Source organism: Mucilaginibacter sp. P4_A11 (assembly GCF_056402535.1).
The window spans coordinates 1-16,452 of the sequence record NZ_JBFUHE010000016.1; the positions used below are offsets into that span (position 1 = coordinate 1).

15 protein-coding genes are annotated in these 16,452 nt (G+C 43.1%); 13 read left to right on the plus strand and 2 right to left on the minus strand.

The features are described from left to right. Positions 1-147 precede the first annotated feature (147 nt). From AC1DUD_RS24895 to AC1DUD_RS24935, 9 genes are all read left to right on the plus strand, one after another. The gene (locus AC1DUD_RS24895; RefSeq protein WP_477379495.1) at positions 148-792 is read left to right on the plus strand and encodes a GNAT family N-acetyltransferase; all 645 of its coding nucleotides are present in this window, start codon (positions 148-150) and stop codon (positions 790-792) included. Positions 793-851: 59 nt separating this feature from the next. Continuing rightward, positions 852-1,214, plus strand: a complete 363-nt coding sequence (locus AC1DUD_RS24900; RefSeq protein ID WP_477379497.1) for a four helix bundle protein — start codon at positions 852-854, stop codon at positions 1,212-1,214. Between the two features lie 55 nt (positions 1,215-1,269). Next, positions 1,270-2,466 (plus strand): argininosuccinate synthase, encoded by a 1,197-nt coding sequence (gene argG / locus AC1DUD_RS24905; protein WP_477379499.1) that lies wholly within the window; start codon positions 1,270-1,272, stop codon positions 2,464-2,466. Continuing rightward, complete coding sequence (locus AC1DUD_RS24910; protein ID WP_477379501.1) at positions 2,459-2,815, plus strand: cupin domain-containing protein; 357 nt, start codon at positions 2,459-2,461, stop codon at positions 2,813-2,815. Before argG ends, AC1DUD_RS24910 begins: the two co-directional genes overlap by 8 nt. A 30-nt stretch (positions 2,816-2,845) precedes the next feature. Further along, entirely contained in the window at positions 2,846-3,883 is a 1,038-nt protein-coding gene (argC, locus tag AC1DUD_RS24915; protein WP_477379503.1) for an N-acetyl-gamma-glutamyl-phosphate reductase, read from the plus strand. 42 nt (positions 3,884-3,925) lie between these two features. Then, the gene (locus AC1DUD_RS24920; protein ID WP_477379505.1) at positions 3,926-4,282 is read left to right on the plus strand and encodes a four helix bundle protein; all 357 of its coding nucleotides are present in this window, start codon (positions 3,926-3,928) and stop codon (positions 4,280-4,282) included. 42 nt (positions 4,283-4,324) lie between these two features. Further along, complete coding sequence (locus tag AC1DUD_RS24925; protein ID WP_477379507.1) at positions 4,325-5,452, plus strand: aspartate aminotransferase family protein; 1,128 nt, start codon at positions 4,325-4,327, stop codon at positions 5,450-5,452. 21 nt (positions 5,453-5,473) lie between these two features. Continuing rightward, positions 5,474-6,421, plus strand: coding sequence for an N-acetylornithine carbamoyltransferase (locus tag AC1DUD_RS24930; RefSeq protein WP_477379509.1), 948 nt, complete (start codon positions 5,474-5,476; stop codon positions 6,419-6,421). A gap of 82 nt (positions 6,422-6,503) precedes the next feature. Then, positions 6,504-7,112, plus strand: coding sequence for an FMN-binding negative transcriptional regulator (locus tag AC1DUD_RS24935; protein WP_477379511.1), 609 nt, complete (start codon positions 6,504-6,506; stop codon positions 7,110-7,112). 126 nt (positions 7,113-7,238) lie between these two features. Here AC1DUD_RS24935 and AC1DUD_RS24940 read toward each other — a convergent pair whose 3' ends face one another. Then, positions 7,239-8,486, minus strand: a complete 1,248-nt coding sequence (locus tag AC1DUD_RS24940) for a cation:proton antiporter (RefSeq protein WP_477379513.1) — start codon at positions 8,484-8,486, stop codon at positions 7,239-7,241. 42 nt (positions 8,487-8,528) lie between these two features. After that, positions 8,529-9,827, minus strand: a complete 1,299-nt coding sequence (locus tag AC1DUD_RS24945; protein ID WP_477379515.1) for an NAD(P)/FAD-dependent oxidoreductase — start codon at positions 9,825-9,827, stop codon at positions 8,529-8,531. A 204-nt stretch (positions 9,828-10,031) separates the two neighbouring features. On the opposite strand from AC1DUD_RS24945, the gene argB reads away from it, so the two are divergent. The 4 genes from argB (at position 10,032) to AC1DUD_RS24965 (ending at position 16,275) form a co-directional block, all read left to right on the plus strand. Continuing rightward, a complete protein-coding gene (argB, locus tag AC1DUD_RS24950; RefSeq protein ID WP_477379517.1) occupies positions 10,032-10,877 on the plus strand; it encodes an acetylglutamate kinase in 846 nt (281 codons plus the stop codon). Further along, entirely contained in the window at positions 10,874-11,692 is an 819-nt protein-coding gene (proC, locus tag AC1DUD_RS24955; RefSeq protein ID WP_477379519.1) for a pyrroline-5-carboxylate reductase, read from the plus strand. Before argB ends, proC begins: the two co-directional genes overlap by 4 nt. 221 nt (positions 11,693-11,913) lie before the next feature. Next, the gene (locus AC1DUD_RS24960) at positions 11,914-13,290 is read left to right on the plus strand and encodes an aspartate kinase (protein ID WP_477379521.1); all 1,377 of its coding nucleotides are present in this window, start codon (positions 11,914-11,916) and stop codon (positions 13,288-13,290) included. 60 nt (positions 13,291-13,350) lie between these two features. Then, entirely contained in the window at positions 13,351-16,275 is a 2,925-nt protein-coding gene (locus AC1DUD_RS24965) for a S9 family peptidase (protein WP_477379523.1), read from the plus strand. The last annotated feature ends 177 nt before the right edge of the window (positions 16,276-16,452 follow it).

Below are 16,452 nucleotides of genomic sequence, written 5' to 3' on the forward strand. Positions count from 1 at the left end.
CTCCGACGAAGGACCTACATGCCACGGGTTTGAATTAATTTTCCTCCTGCCCACACAAAAAGAGTTTTTTAAACTTCTTTTTAAAAAAACCATCTAATTATTTAAGGCTGATAAAGCCAATTAATTTCACGGTAATTATCTATTTAAATGACAATACAAGATTTTGATATTCAGGTTGCTACTGCACAGCATGTTGATTATGCACCAATGATTTGCGATGAAATGGCCGAATCGGCTAAGGCACGCGGAACTGGTATAGCTACACGCTCACCCGAATATGTTGCTAATAAAATGCTGGAAGGCAAGGCTGTTATAGCCCTCCATAAAGACGGCACCTGGGCCGGCTTCTGCTATATTGAAACCTGGAGCCATGGCGATTTCGTTGCCAACTCGGGCCTTATTGTTAATCCACAGTTCCGTAAGGCGGGATTGGCAAAGGCCATTAAGCACCGTATTTTCCAGCTATCGCGTACCAAATACCCCGATGCCAAAATATTCGGATTAACAACTGGTTTAGCTGTAATGAAGATCAATTCGGAGCTTGGCTATGAACCTGTTACCTACTCCGAACTTACCCAGGACGAGAACTTTTGGGCAGGCTGCAAAAGCTGCGTAAACTTTGATATTTTAACCAGCAAAGGCCGCAAAAACTGCATGTGCACCGCCATGCTGTTTGATCCTGCCGAAAAACAGAAAGAATACGAAGAAAAGATGCAGCGCATTACACACAAGGCAACTTTGCTCGAACGTATCGAGAATGCGATAAAAAAGCGCATCGGCCACGATGTTTAGGTGAAAGGTCAAAGGCGAAAGGTTAAAGGTAGCTGCACTAAAAATGTCTGCATTGAACAATGAGAGATTATAAAAAACTTGATGTTTGGAAAAAAGCGCACATGCTTACAAAGCAGGTTTATGCCGATATACTACCGATTATGCCGCGCGAAGAACAATTTGCCTTAACAAACCAACTGCGAAGGTCCACTTATTCCATCCCCTTAAATATAGTTGAGGGATGTGGTAAAAATACGGATAAAGATTTTGCTCATTATTTAGATAATGCATTAGGTTCGGCACACGAAGTAGAATATACTTGCTTTTTGATTTATGACCTGGGATTTATCCCACAGGAGATTTATGATAAAACAAACACCTCAATTAACGAGATAAAAGCGATGTTAATTGGGTTTATAAAATTTTTAAGAAACGATAATTAAAAAACATGCAAGGCGAAACCTTTTACCTTTAACCTTTTGCCTTTAACCTTAAAAAATGAAAAAAGTAGTATTAGCTTATAGCGGAGGTTTAGATACCTCATTTTGCTGTATTTATTTAACACAGGACCTTGGTTACGAGGTGCATTCGGTTATTGTAAATACCGGCGGTTTCAGCGAGGAAGAGTTAAAAGGCGTTGAGGAACGCGCTTATAAAATGGGCGTTACTTCGCACCATGTGGTTGATGAAACCGAAAACTTTTACAATACCTGCGTACGCTTTTTAATTTACGGTAACGTATTAAAAAACAACACCTACCCGCTATCAGTAAGTGCCGAGCGCGTAAGCCAGGCTACTGCTATTGCTAACTACGCTAAAGAAATTGGTGCCGAATTTGTTGCCCATGGTAGTACAGGTGCCGGTAACGACCAGGTACGTTTTGATATGATCTTCAACATCCTTGTTCCGGAAGTAAAGATCATCACCCCTATCCGCGACCTGAAACTGAGCCGCGAGGAAGAGATCGAATACCTGAAAAAACATGGTGTTGATATGAACTTCGAGAAAGCCAAATACTCCATCAATAAAGGTATTTGGGGTACATCAGTTGGCGGCAAGGAAACTTTAACTTCAAACCTTGGCTTACCTGAAGAAGCATGGCCAACACAGGTTACTGCATCTGAAGTAAAAGACCTTGTGCTTACTTTTGAAAAAGGCGAATTGGTAGCCATTGGTGATGAAAAATATGATCATCCAACCAAAGCTATCCAGGCGTTGCAGGCTATCGCCCAGCCTTATGGTATCGGCAGGGATATTCACGTTGGTGATACTATCATCGGTATTAAAGGTCGCGTAGGCTTTGAGGCTGCAGCTCCTATGGTGATCATCAAGGCTCACCACACTTTAGAGAAACACGTGTTGACCAAATGGCAGCTTTCATGGAAAGATCAGTTATCATCTTTCTACGGCAACTGGCTGCATGAAGGTCAGTTCCATGACCCTATCATGCGCAATATCGAAGCATTCCTGAATGATACGCAATTAAATGTAAGTGGTAAAGTATTTGTACAATTACATCCCTACCGTTTCCAGGTAATAGGTATTGAGTCAGATCATGACCTGATGTCGAACAAGTTTGGCAGCTACGGCGAAATGAACAATGCATGGAGCGGCGAAGACGTTAAAGGGTTCTCTAAAATATTTGGCAACCAGGTAATGATCTATCATAAGGTTAACGGCCAAAGCAATGATTAATACGGCTTTTTCAAAAAGTGACTGCCTAAAGCATTACAACTGGGGCGACGACTGCCATGGATGGACCTTCATTGATACCGAAGCCCTATCTGTTAAACAGGAACTGATGCCGCCGGATACTGCAGAGCAATTGCATTATCACGAAAAAGCCACACAGGTATTTTTTATTTTAAAAGGACGGGCTACATTTTCAATAGACGGTGAAGTTACAGTATTGAAACCCGAACAGGGTATCGAGATCCATCCCGGTCAAAAGCATTTTATCAGCAACAACGACCGGAGCGATCTTGAATTTATTTTATATTCATATCCATCTACAAATAATGATCGGATAAATGTGGCCCCCTAACCCCCTAAGGGGGGAATAATTGTTAAAATTATGACCGAATTTATAAATATAAAAGTCGCCTCCAATATTCCCCCTTCAGGGGTCCCGGTGGCGGTACGTGCAGGCATAGTTGGCGGAGCAGGATACACCGGCGGCGAAATGCTCCGCATCCTGATCAATCACCCTAATGTTGATATCGCTTTTGTGCATAGCAACAGCAATGCAGGCAACTATGTTTACGAAGTACATACCGACCTGTTTGGTGATACCGACCTGAAATTTGCATCTGAATTATCTATTGATATTGATGTGCTTTTCCTTTGTGTTGGTCATGGCGATGCGAAAAAGTTTTTGGAAGCAAATGCTATCCCCGATTCAGTTAAGATCATTGACCTGAGCCAGGATTTCAGACTGAGCGAAAACTCAACCCTGAATGGTAAAAGTTTCGTTTATGGCTTACCCGAGTTAAACCGCGAAGCTATCAAAACAGCATCAAACATTGCTAACCCAGGCTGTTTTGCTACCTGTTTACAATTGGGACTGCTTCCACTGGCATCAAAAGGCTTGCTGGATAACGAAGTGCATGTTACAGCAACCACCGGTTCAACGGGTGCAGGCCAAAGCTTGTCGCCAACCTCTCACTTCACATGGCGTAACGATAACCTTTCAGTTTATAAAGCATTTAGTCACCAGCATTTGAATGAGATCGGTCAATCATTAAGACGACTACAAGGTAACTTTGACAAGGCTATAAACTTCATCCCTTATCGTGGCGACTTTACCCGCGGTATTATCGCTTCAATTTACACTGAAAGCGATTTAACCGAAGAAGAAGCTTTAGCACTTTACCAAAGCTACTACGATGGTCATCCGTTTACGCATGTAACTAACCGTAATATCGATCTGAAGCAGATTGTGAACACCAACAAATGCTTTATCCAGGTAAAAAAACACGATAACAAAATATTCATTATAAGCATAATGGATAACTTACTTAAAGGCGCATCCGGCCAGGCAGTACAGAACATGAACCTATTGTTTGGACTGGACGAGCGCGCAGGCTTACGACTTAAGGGAATAGCTTTTTAGGTGAGCTGAAAGCCGAAGGCTGAAAGCTTAAAGCAACTAATTATGAGGGATTATAAAAAATACGAGGTCTGGAAAAAAGCACATGCGCTTAACATGTTCATTTACAAATCTGTACTTCCGAAATTTCCAAGAAGTGAGCAATTCGACCTAATGAGCCAAACAAAAAGAGCATCATACTCAATTCCGCTTAACATAGTTGAAGGATGCGGAAGGCATACAGAACGCGACTTCGCTCATTTCTTAGATCAGGCTTTAGGTTCAGCACACGAATTGGAGTATTGCCTGTTGATGTGTAAAGACTTGTTCTATGTTGAGGATGTACTTTATCAGGAGACAGATAAATTAATTAATGAAGTGAAGGCTATGCTTATTAGCCTGATCAAGACACTAAGAAAATAAAAGCTTTCGGCCTTAAGCCTTCAGCTTTAAGCTTAACACGATATGAAATTATTCGACGTTTATCCAATCAACCCCATAAATATAGTTAGAGGCCAGGGCAGTTTGGTTTATGACGCCCAAGACACCGAGTATTTAGATATGTACGGCGGTCATGCTGTGATTTCTATTGGTCATACCCATCCGCACTACGTAAAACGTTTAGAAGACCAATTACACAAGCTTGGTTTTTATTCTAACTCTATCGAGATTCCTATTCAAAAAGAACTGGCTCAAAAATTGGGTAAAGTTTCGGGTAAGGAAGATTACCAGTTATTCTTGTGTAATTCAGGTGCCGAGGCTAATGAGAATGCTTTAAAACTGGCTTCTTTTTATAATGGAAAAAAGAAAGTAATTGCTTTCAGCAAATCGTTCCACGGTCGTACCTCATTAGCGGTTGCGGTTACTGATAATCCAAAGATCGTCGCCCCTATCAACGAAACTGATAACGTTATCTTTTTGCCATGGGCAGATGAGGCTGCGTTAGAACAGGCGTTTAAAGACAACGAGATCTCTTCCGTGATTATTGAAGGTATCCAGGGTGTTGGCGGTATCCAGGTTGCTTCCGAAAGCTTCCTGCAGAAGATCCGTTCATTGTGCGATGAATATAATGCCGTTTTCATTGCCGATTCGGTACAGTGCGGTTATGGCCGTACAGGTAAATTCTTCTCGCATGATTTTGCCGGTGTTGATGCTGATATCTACAGCATGGCTAAAGGCATGGGTAATGGCTTCCCGGTTGGCGGCATCATTATTTCGCCGAAAATACAGCCTGCTTACGGCATGCTGGGCACCACTTTCGGTGGCAATCACTTGGCTTGTGCTGCTGGTTTGGCCGTACTTGAAACTATGGAGCAGGACAACCTGATGCAAAACGCTGCCGAAATTGGCGGTTACCTGATCAAAGAATTGAAAAAGTTGGAGCAGGTTAAAGAGGTTCGTGGTCGCGGCTTGATGATCGGCATCGAACTGCCTGAAGAATTGGCCCATGCACGTAAGGAGCTGCTAAACAAGCATCACATATTTACCGGCGAAGCTAAACCTAACGTAATTAGGTTACTTCCGGCACTTAATTTAACTAAGGCTCACGCCGATAGGTTCCTGGAAGCTTTTGTAAATGTATTGAATCAATAACTCGCTATAATACCCAAACTAATGAAACTATTCTCTTCTGTTAATGATGTTGACGATGTTAATGCGCTTGTAAAAGAGGCATTGGCGCTTAAGCAGGACCCGTTTGCCCATCAGCAGCTTGGTAAAAATAAAACGCTTGCATTAGTGTTTTTGAACCCAAGTTTGCGTACCCGTATGAGCACTCAAAAAGCAGCCCTTAACCTGGGGATGAATGTGATGGTGCTTAATATTGATAAAGAAGGCTGGGCGCTTGAACTGCGCGACGGCGTGATCATGGACGGCACCACAGTTGAGCATATCCGCGAAGCTGCCGGCGTTATGGGTCAATATGCCGATATCATTGGTGTACGCTCATTCCCGGGTTTGCGCAACCGTGAAGAGGATTATAGCGAAATGATTTTCAACAAATTCGTTGAGTTTTGCAAAGTACCGGTTGTTAGTTTGGAATCGGCTACACGTCACCCGCTGCAAAGTCTGGCTGATTTAGTTACCATTGAAGAGTTGAAAACAACAGCGCGTCCAAAAGTGGTATTAACCTGGGCTCCGCATATAAAACCATTGCCGCAGGCCGTACCAAACTCTTTTTCGGAGTGGATGTGCAAGGCCGATGTTGACTTTACCATTGTTCAGCCTAAGGGTTATGAGCTTTGTACCGATTTTACTCAGGGTGCCAACATTAGTTACAACCAGGATGAAGCTTTGGCCGGTGCGGATTTTATCTACGTAAAAAACTGGTCGGCTTATGAGCCGTATGGCAATATATTGGGCAAACACGAAGAGTGGATGCTGACCAATAAAAAACTGGAGCAAACCAACGATGCCAAAGTAATGCATTGCCTACCTGTACGCCGTAACCTGGAGCTCTCTGATGAAATATTAGATGGCCCGAACTCCATTGTAGTGCATGAAGCAGGAAACCGCGTTTGGGCTGCCCAGGCAGTATTGAAACAGATGCTGGAGAGCTTGTAAGTAATTACTATTTTTATAAAAGTAAGAGTCGAAACTTCATACATCTTGACTCTTGCTTCTTCCCCTCTTAATTCTTTTCCCAATGTACACGCCAAAACATTTTCAGTTAACTAACGAGCAGGAAGCGATTGATTTTATGCAGCGCTATAGTTTTGCAACTATCGTTACCGCTACTGACAATATTCCTTTTGCTACCCACATCCCGTTTTTGGTAAGTAAGCGCGATGATAAAATTGTTCTGTCATCACATTTCGCCAAAGCCAATCCGCAGGCTGCTGAAATTATTGCAAAGGAAATATTAGTGATCTTTACTGAGCCGCACGCCTATATCTCCCCTAAGCATTACGAAAAAGAGACCAACGTGCCTACCTGGAACTACATTGCTGTGCATGCTTACGGTAAAGCCACGATGTTATCCGATGGCGAACAAACAGCTAATCTGTTAGCACAGATGATCAGCAATTATGAGGCTGATTACCTAACGCAATGGAATAACCTACCCGATGAGTATAAGCAACGGATGATGAAAGGCATTGTGGCTTTTGAGATCATTGTTAACGATTTGCAGGGCAAACAGAAACTTAGTCAAAACCGTACTGAAGTGGAACAGGGAAATATTATTGAAGCGCTGGATAAGAGCGCAGATACCACCGAGGCAGAGATTGCTAAATATATGTCGCGCCTTAAATAATTAACTACCGCGGGCTAGCTAAGCGTCACCCGTAAGTTTTCAACTTAACCGATGAAGTTAAAAACTTCAAAGATCGTTTACCACGGGTTACGCTATCGCTAAACCCGCGGCAGAATTATAGATGTTTTATTCTTCTATCTTTTTAGAAACACTATTGATCATTCTGTTTAAGGTTAGCCCTTGTACAATCACCGAAAATATCACAATAAAATAACTTCCTGACAAGATTAGGTGCCGGTATGGTGTATTGGGCAACGATAAGGCCAACGCAATAGAAATTCCCCCGCGCAAGCCAGCCCAGGTCATGATATTGATATTACTGTAATTTACCTTAAGTGTACGCCGTAAAAAGGTTAGCGGCAGCATGATACTCAGCCACCGGGCTATTAAAACGGTAGCAATAGAGATACTTCCCGTAACCCAGTAATTATTTACAAAGGGCAGGTTAACCAGTTGCAGACCGATCATCACAAACAAAATGGTGTTCAGGATCTCATCAATCAGCTTCCAGAACTTCTCTAATGCCTCGTGCGATTTTTCTTTGTTATCCTGGTTAATGGATTGGCCTCCGGCAAACAGTCCGGCTATAACAACTGATAAAGGGAGCGAAAAACCGAGCAATACGGCCAATACCGACAAGCCCATCACCAAAGCCAGCGAGATCAGTACAATGGTCTGAAAATCTTTAACGGAGCGCATCAAACGGTGAGTTACATAACCCAAAACAGCACCGGCTAACATCCCCCCAATTATTTCCTTTATTATAAGTAAAACCACTTTTGCCAATTCAATCTTTTCCTCGCCCACCCGGGCAATTTCCAAAATGATCACAAACAGGATAAGTCCTATGCCATCGTTAAACAGTGACTCGCCCGAAATAATGGTTTCGAGATTGACCGGTAGTTTTGAATTGCGGATGATAGCCGAAACAGCCACAGGGTCCGTAGGCGAGATTAATGCGCCGAACAACAGGCAATAGATCAGCGGCATATGGATATGGAAAACCGGGGCGACGTAAAACAACAGAAAACCGAACACTGCGGTTGAGATAATAACGCCCAATGTGCTCAATACAAATACCGGGCGCATTTCTTTCTTCAGTTTCCGGCCATCCAAATTAAATGAGCTTGAAAAAAGCAGGAAGCCAAGCAGGATATTCAATACTGCTTTGGAGAAATTAATATTTTTGGCAAGTTTGCTGAGGTAATCTGCTATCGACGAATCGACTTTATCGAGGACGAGTATGGCTATAGAAGTAATAGTTGCCAGCAACACGATACCAATGGTACCCGGCAACTTAATAAAACGCGCGTTCAGGTACGAGAACACCGCACTGATAATAACCAATAAAGCAATTACAACAAACAGATCCATAAATACTTACAAGTAAGGATTTAAAAGGCCTATTGTTTGTAACTATCTCGTTTCAGGATCGGTCATTCGTGTTTCGGTATCAAAATGCCGCACAATAAGGCGGTTATCGCTGTTTTTAGTAAAATAGTTTATGGCCCAGCTAAAAAATATAATGCCCTTGTTGGTAAAACCGGCTAAGGACATAATGTGTACAAATCCCCAAATTAGCCAGGCAAAAAATCCCTGTAAATGGATCTTCCCCAAATCAGCCACAGCCTTATTACGCCCTATGGTTGCCAGCGAGCCTTTATCCCTGTATTTAAAAGGTTTCAGCGGCTTACGATCAAACATGCGGTAAACGTTTTCGCCAAGGTTTTGCCCCTGCTGAATAGCCACAGGCGCTACTCCGGGATGCCCGTTGGGATATTCATTAGTGATCATCGCTGCTACATCGCCAATGGCATAAATATTTTCGTAGCCTTTTACTTTGTTAAATTCATCAACCAGGATCCTGTTGCCGCGCACTATATTATCCGCAGAAATGCCTTCAGGAAACTCGCCCTTTACCCCAGCTGCCCAAAGCACGTTGCGGGTTAACAGCGATGTCCCGTTATCTATCTTTAGCTCATAACCGTTATAACTTTGTACATGCGCACTGTTATAAATGGTTACGTCCATATCTTCCAGAAACTTCTTGGCCTTAGTTCTGGCCCCTTGCGAAAACGCTGCCAGCAGCTCTGCTTTACCTTCAACCAGGTAAACCTTCATGCTATGTTTACGCAAGCCGTGGTAATCCTTCATTAATATCAGCTCGCGCATTTCGGCAAGGGCGCCGGAAAGTTCCACACCGGTTGGGCCACCGCCTACAACCACAAAGGTCATTAACGCGGCTTTTTCTTCCGGGTCTTTAGATACCAGCGACATCTCCAGGTTTTGCAGGATCAGGCTCCTTAAATTTAATGCCTCCGGGATATTCTTCATCGGCATGGCAAAATGCTCTATCTCTTTATTGCCGAAAAAGTTGGTGTTAGAGCCTGTTGCTATCGCGAGGTAATCGTAATAAATGGTTCCGATATCAGTATCAAGCGTATTACTTTCGGCGTTGATCTTCTCCACCTGGGCAAGCGCAAAGCGAAAATTCTTTTGCCTCGTAAAGATCCGTCGTAATGGAAAGCCGATTGAATCTGCAGCTATGGAGCCGCCCGCCACCTGGTATAGCAAAGGTTGAAAGGTGTGATAATTATGCTTATCGATCATCAGCACATCAACGGGTGCATCTTTCAATTTTTTAGCTAAATGTATCCCGCCAAATCCTCCCCCAATAATTGCCACCCGCGGCCTGGTATTCTTTTTTTGCTCCATAGATAGGTATAAGCAAGGATGATGCCTTAAAGTTTTCCAATAATACTAATTCTTTCATAATCAAATTGTAAACTTAGGCTGCAAATTCAATTATTCATTTTCAAATCAATTTTTTAAAAAACACACTATATTTTCGTAATTTTAACGGTTTTCTACTCAAAAAAGTAGAAATTTGGCATTAAAAGAGTTATATTAACAGCTGGAATGAATAAAATTGATACAGATCATATCAAAACGGGTAAATTATCGCCTAATAAGGGTCTTTATATAATCAAAATAGGTGGAAACGTTATTGATAACTCTGAAAACCTATATCATTTTTTAAAGGACTTTGAAGCGCTTGACGGGTTCAAGATCCTGGTACACGGAGGTGGCAAAGTTGCCACACAAATGGCCGAAGATTTAGGCATCGAGTCGAAAATGGTTGACGGCAGGCGCATCACAGATATTGAGACGCTAAGAGTGGTTACCATGGTTTATGGTGGCCTCATTAACAAAAATATAGTGGCACAGTTGCAACGTTTTGGCAACAACGCCATAGGTTTAACCGGCGCCGACGGTAATTTTATTAAAGCGGTGAAGCGACCGGTAAAAACTATTGATTACGGTTTTGTGGGCGATATTGTTAAAGACTCTATCAACCCGGAAAATATAAGCCGGTTGATGGAAGCGGGCTTCACTCCTGTTTTCTGCGCTATAACGCACGACGGCGAAGGCCAGTTGCTAAATACCAATGCAGATACCATTGCTTCGGCACTGGCGGTATCGTTATCGGGACTATATGAAACCACCCTAATATATTGTTTTGAGAAAAAAGGTGTGTTAAAAGATATCAATGACGAAGAATCGCTGATCAGGGAAATTAACCCGCAGCATTACGAGGAACTTAAAGTGGAAAGGATTATACACAGTGGAATGCTACCTAAACTTGATAACGCTTTTACCGCAATTGCCTGCGGTGTAAAGGCGGTAATTATCGGCAAATCAGATGATCTTGGTCAATTGAAAGATAACAAACCATTTGGAACACGTTTAACTCAAAACGCATGAACTCACAACAGCACATTTCAATATTAGGCTCCGGTAACATAGGCCTGTCATTAGCCAAAGGTTTAGTTAAATCAGGTATTTGTAAGCCCCAGCAAATATCGTTAACCCGCCGCAACGTAGCCGCGCTGGCCCAATATGCCGATGAGGGGTATCATGTATCTGACAATAACCTGCGTGCCGTACGCAAAGCCGACATCATTGTGCTGGCCGTGCTGCCGCAACAACTCAATAAACTGTTAGACGAAATTAAACCTTCGTTAAAGCCGGATAAGCAATTATTGATATCTGTTATTTCCGGCGTTAGCTGTGCAGATATCCGCCAGCACCTTGATCTTAATGTACAGGTGATCAGGGCTATGCCAAATACCGCGATAGCCATAGGCCACTCCATGACCTGTATTGCTACCGATAATGGCACCAATAAGAATATCAACATGACCAAATCTCTTTTTGATACGGTTGGTGTAACCATACAGATCAATGAAGAATTAATGACCTCGGCTACTGCTTTGTGTGCATGCGGCATCGCTTTCTTCCTGAGATCTATCCGTGCGGCTTCACAGGGCGGCACCGAGATCGGTTTCCATGCACATGACGCCCTGAAAATGGCAGCACAAACTGCCAAAGGAGCGGCTGATCTGCTGCTGCAACTGGCCTCGCACCCTGAGCAGGAAATTGATAAGGTAACTTCGCCAAGCGGCTGTACCATTGCCGGTTTAAATGAAATGGAGCACCACGGTTTTAGCTCGGCTATGATCAAGGGCATCCGTCTTTCGGCTGAGAAAGCAGGTGATTTATACAAAAAGGACAATTGAAGCTAAAAGCCAAATGCTTAAAGCGGAAAGCATTATCAGTTAATTAAGCTAAAAGCAGAAAGCAAATAATCATTATATTTCAATCGTTTTGATAGTGTATATCAAAATGAGTTATTTTTTTAAAAGCAACTCGGATACAAGCTATTTGCATTCAACCAATTACAAATAGTTATAACAATTGGTACAGTTATGGTATCTGGTTGCTGATCTTTCAATATAAAATGTTAACAGTAGAAAAAATTGGCGGTACATCCATGACCGCTTTGGGTGATGTGATCAAAAACATCATCCTGTTTGAACGCAGCGGGGAGCAACTTTATAACCGCATATTTGTAGTATCGGCATTTTCGGGGGTAACCAACCTCCTGCTCGAAAACAAAAAGACCGGCGCACCGGGGGTATATCATAAGCTTGCTAATTACAAGGATTTCCATACACCGCTTAAACAACTTATTACCCGTTTAAAGCAGATCAACAAAACTTACGATGGCCTTGGTTTAAACATAGCCGAAGCTGATAAGTACATTGAAACAAGGATCAAAGATGCGCAAACCTACCTTGAAAACCTGGCTAATATCCTGGCTTCGGGTTATGTAGGTAAAGAAGGCATTTTACAGGCCGCCCGCGAGATACTGGCATCGATAGGTGAAAGTCATTCGGCTTTTAACTTTACCAATATCCTGCAAAATATGGGGATCAATGCTACCTTGGTCGATCTGAGCGGCTTTCATGATCATCGTGCATTAACCATTGATCAGCGTATTAAAAAAGACCTTGCCCATATTGATTTTGAAAAAACAATTACCATTGTTACCGGCTATGCCAAAGGTACCGAAGGTATTATGCGCGAGTTTGACCGTGGCTACTCTGAAGTTACCTTCAGCAAAATTGCCGTTGCTGTAAAACCGCAGGAAGCCATCATCCACAAAGAATACCACCTTTGTACTGCCGATCCGCAACTGGTTGGTGTTGAAAACTGTTCCCCGGTAGGTAATACCAATTATGATGTTGCCGATCAGCTGGCTGATGTGGGCATGGAGGCCATCCACCCCAAGGCATCGAAGCCGCTGGAGATAAACGACATCGACCTGCGGATCAAGAACACCTTTCAGCCGGAGCACCCGGGAACATTGATCACGCGCGAATATATCTGCGATAAAAAACGCGTTGAGGTGATAACCGGTACCGATAGGGTGATCATGATCGACATTTATGATCCATCTATGGTGGGTAATGTTGGTACGGATTTTCATATCATGCAGCTGTTTTACAAATTTGGTGTTAGTTACAGCTTTAAGGCTACCAGCGCTAATAGCATCTCGATAGTGATATGGGAAAAAGACTACAATAAAAAACTAATCAGCGAATTAGAGGATAATTACGAAAAGGTTGCTGTTGAGAAAATAGCTATGGTTTGTTTGATAGGCTCCAATATGGATCAGCCGGGCTTACTTGCTAAATCAGCTACAGCATTGGCTCAAAACGGCATCAATATCAAAAGCTGCGGCTTTGCTTTAAGAATGGTAAATATCCAGTTTTTAGTAGCCCGCGAAGATTTTAACGAAGCCATCCGCGCCTTGAATAAAGCGATGTGTTAGTTTGAGGTAAAAGGCGAAAGGTAAAAGGTTAAAGGTTGTTTTATATTCCTATTTAACATAATGCCTTTCGCCTTTCGCCTTTCGCCTTTCGCCTTTCGCCTTTCGCCTTTCGCCTTTCGCCTTTCGCCTTTCGCCTTTCGCCTTTCGCCTTTCGCCTTTCGCCTTTCGCCTTTCGCCTTTCGCCTTTCGCCTTTCGCCTTTCGCTTACTGGCTACTGGTTTTCATGTATTTGCTCAAAGCCCGGGTAAAAAACCTTTAGATCATTCTGTTTTTGACGGATGGCAAAGCGTAGCCGGGCAGCGCATCAGTAACGATGGTAAATGGATAGGCTATATAATAAAACCACAGCAGGGTGATGCAGATCTGATCATAAAAGGCTCAAAAAACACTACTTCGCTAAAAATTCCAAGAGCCGATACCATTAAGATAAGCAGCGATTCAAAATTTGCTATATGCCTTATCCGTCCATTTTATAAGGATACCAGGCAGGCCAAAATAAAGAAGAAAAAACAATCGGATTTCCCTAAAGATACTTTGGGTATAATTACATTAGGGTCATCGTCTGTGGTCAAAGTTCCGGCTATCCGCTCCTTTAAGATAGCTGAAGATGCACCTGTTATCGCTTACCTCGCTGCGGCTGATACACTTAAAAAAACTTCGACAAGCGATACTTCAAAAAAAGCAGTAGCTGAAACTGTTGCTCCGGCTACGCATGATGGTGCTGATCTGTCGGTTAGAAAACTAAAAACCGGCACTGTACGAACTTTTAAATATGTTACCGAATACCAGGTAAGTAAAAACGGCAAATGGATAGCTTTTGCTGTTACAGCGCCTGCAAAACAAAAGGAAACTACGTCAGGCCTGTATTTATTTGATTCAGAGAAAAACACCCTTAAACGCTTAAGCACCGGCAGGGGGAATTACCATAACATCAGCATTGACGATGCCGGGCGTCAGGTAGCATTCACTGCCGAAAAGAACCCGGAAAAGGCATTGGTAAAACCCTTTAAGCTTTATTATTACAACGCTACGAAGGACAGCGCGGAAGTTATCGCTGCTGCCGGATCTGTGGGTATACCTAATAATTGGGCAGTAAGCGGCGACGGCAAAGTAAGCTTTAGTAAAAGCGGCAATAACCTTTTCTTTGGAACGGCTCCCATCCCGAAACCCGCAGATACAACACTGGTTGATTTTGAAATAGCCAAACTGGATATCTGGAATTACAAAGATGATTACCTGCAGCCGCAGCAACTCAAAAACCTGCAAACCGAATTAAAACGAAGCTATCTGGCCGTCATAAAACCCGAAGAAACAAACAGCAAAATTGTCCAGTTAGGCAGCAAGGCTATTCCAGAAATATTGACTGCCGAAAATAAAGATGCCCGCTATGTTTTAGGGGTTACCGATACCGGTGCACGTGTATCCGCCCAGTGGGAAGGCAGCACCAAACAGCAGGCTATTTTGATTGACACCAAAAGCGGTAATCATAGGTTAATCAATGCTTCTATGGGGCGTTACTATATCTCTCCTCATGGCAATTATGTGTTGTGGTTTGATGTAAAAGATCAGGCCTGGTACTGCTATACTATTACAACCGGACAAAAAATAAACCTCAGTAAATCAACCGGAACAAAAATGGGCGACGAGCTGAATGACGTTCCCGGCTATGCTTCACCTTACGGTGTTGCAGGCTGGACAGCGGGCGACAAGTCCGTATTTATTTATGACCGGTACGATATCTGGCGTTTTGACCCGGCAACCGGCGATACTTTTAATTTTACGAAAGGCATCGGAAGAAAAAATAAGCTCATTATCAGGTATGATCAAACCGATCCGGAGCAAAAATTCATCCCGCTAAAAGAACCGATGTGGCTCCTGACCCAAAATGAAGAAACCAAGCAATGGGGGTATTTCCGGAAGTTTCCAGAAGCTAACAACCAGCCCGAAAAAATTATCATGGCTCCGGTGAGCTATGACAACCTCTTAAAAGCTAAAAACGCAGACGTTTATATTTACACCAAGGCAAACTATAAGCAATCGCCAGATCTATACCTGTCAGCTGATCTGAAAAAAGAGAGCAAACTAAGCAGCATCAACCCGCAGCAAAGTGAATACAACTGGGGCACTGCCGAGCTTGTAAGGTGGACAACTCCTAAAGGTTATCAATCGAAAGGAATCCTCTATAAACCTGAAGATTTTGACCCGGCCAAAAAGTACCCGATGGTAGTTTACTTTTACGAGAAACTTTCGGACGGCCTTTATAATTATTTGGCGCCTGCGCCAACACCTTCCCGTCTGCCTATCTCTTTTTTTGTAAGTAACGGTTATCTTGTTTTTGCGCCTGATATCAGCTATCAAACCGGTCACCCGGGTGCTTCGGCGGTTGAATTTATTAACTCGGGGGTTGAAGCATTGAAGAAAAACACCTGGGTTGATGCTGCGCATATTGGTATACAGGGCCAAAGCTGGGGCGGTTACCAGGTAGCCTATCTTATTACGCAAACCAATATGTATGCGGCGGCCTGGGCTGGTGCACCTGTCGCCAACATGACTTCGGCTTATGGCGGTATTCGCTGGGAATCGGGACTAAACAGGCAGTTTCAGTACGAAAAATCACAAAGCCGTATCGGCGCCACGCTTTGGGAAAAACCGGAATTGTATATCGAAAACTCACCCTTGTTCCAGTTACCTAAAGTAAAAACCCCGGTAATGATCATGAGTAATGATGCGGATGGGGCCGTGCCATGGTATCAGGGTATTGAAATGTTTACTGCTTTACGCAGATTGGGCAAACCCGTTTGGCTGCTGCAATATAATGGTGAAGCTCATAACCTGGCGCTGCGCCAAAACCGCAAAGACATCACCATACGTGAGCAGCAATTCTTTGATCACTTTTTAAAGGGCGCACCATTGCCTGTTTGGATGGATAAAGGTGTACCCGCGGTTGATAAAGGAAAAGATTGGGGATTGGAGTTGAAAAAATAAATTTGAGGTTGGGAAACCGAATTAAAAATACGAGGCACCTACGGAGCCCAATAAGATAAAAAGCAAATTCTATAAACACGTTACTCCTATGGAGTATTGAAACACAGCAAAACACTCCGTAGGAGTAACGTGTTTATAGTAAAGTTTCAGGATAATTTCAGGCTCCGTAGGTGCCTC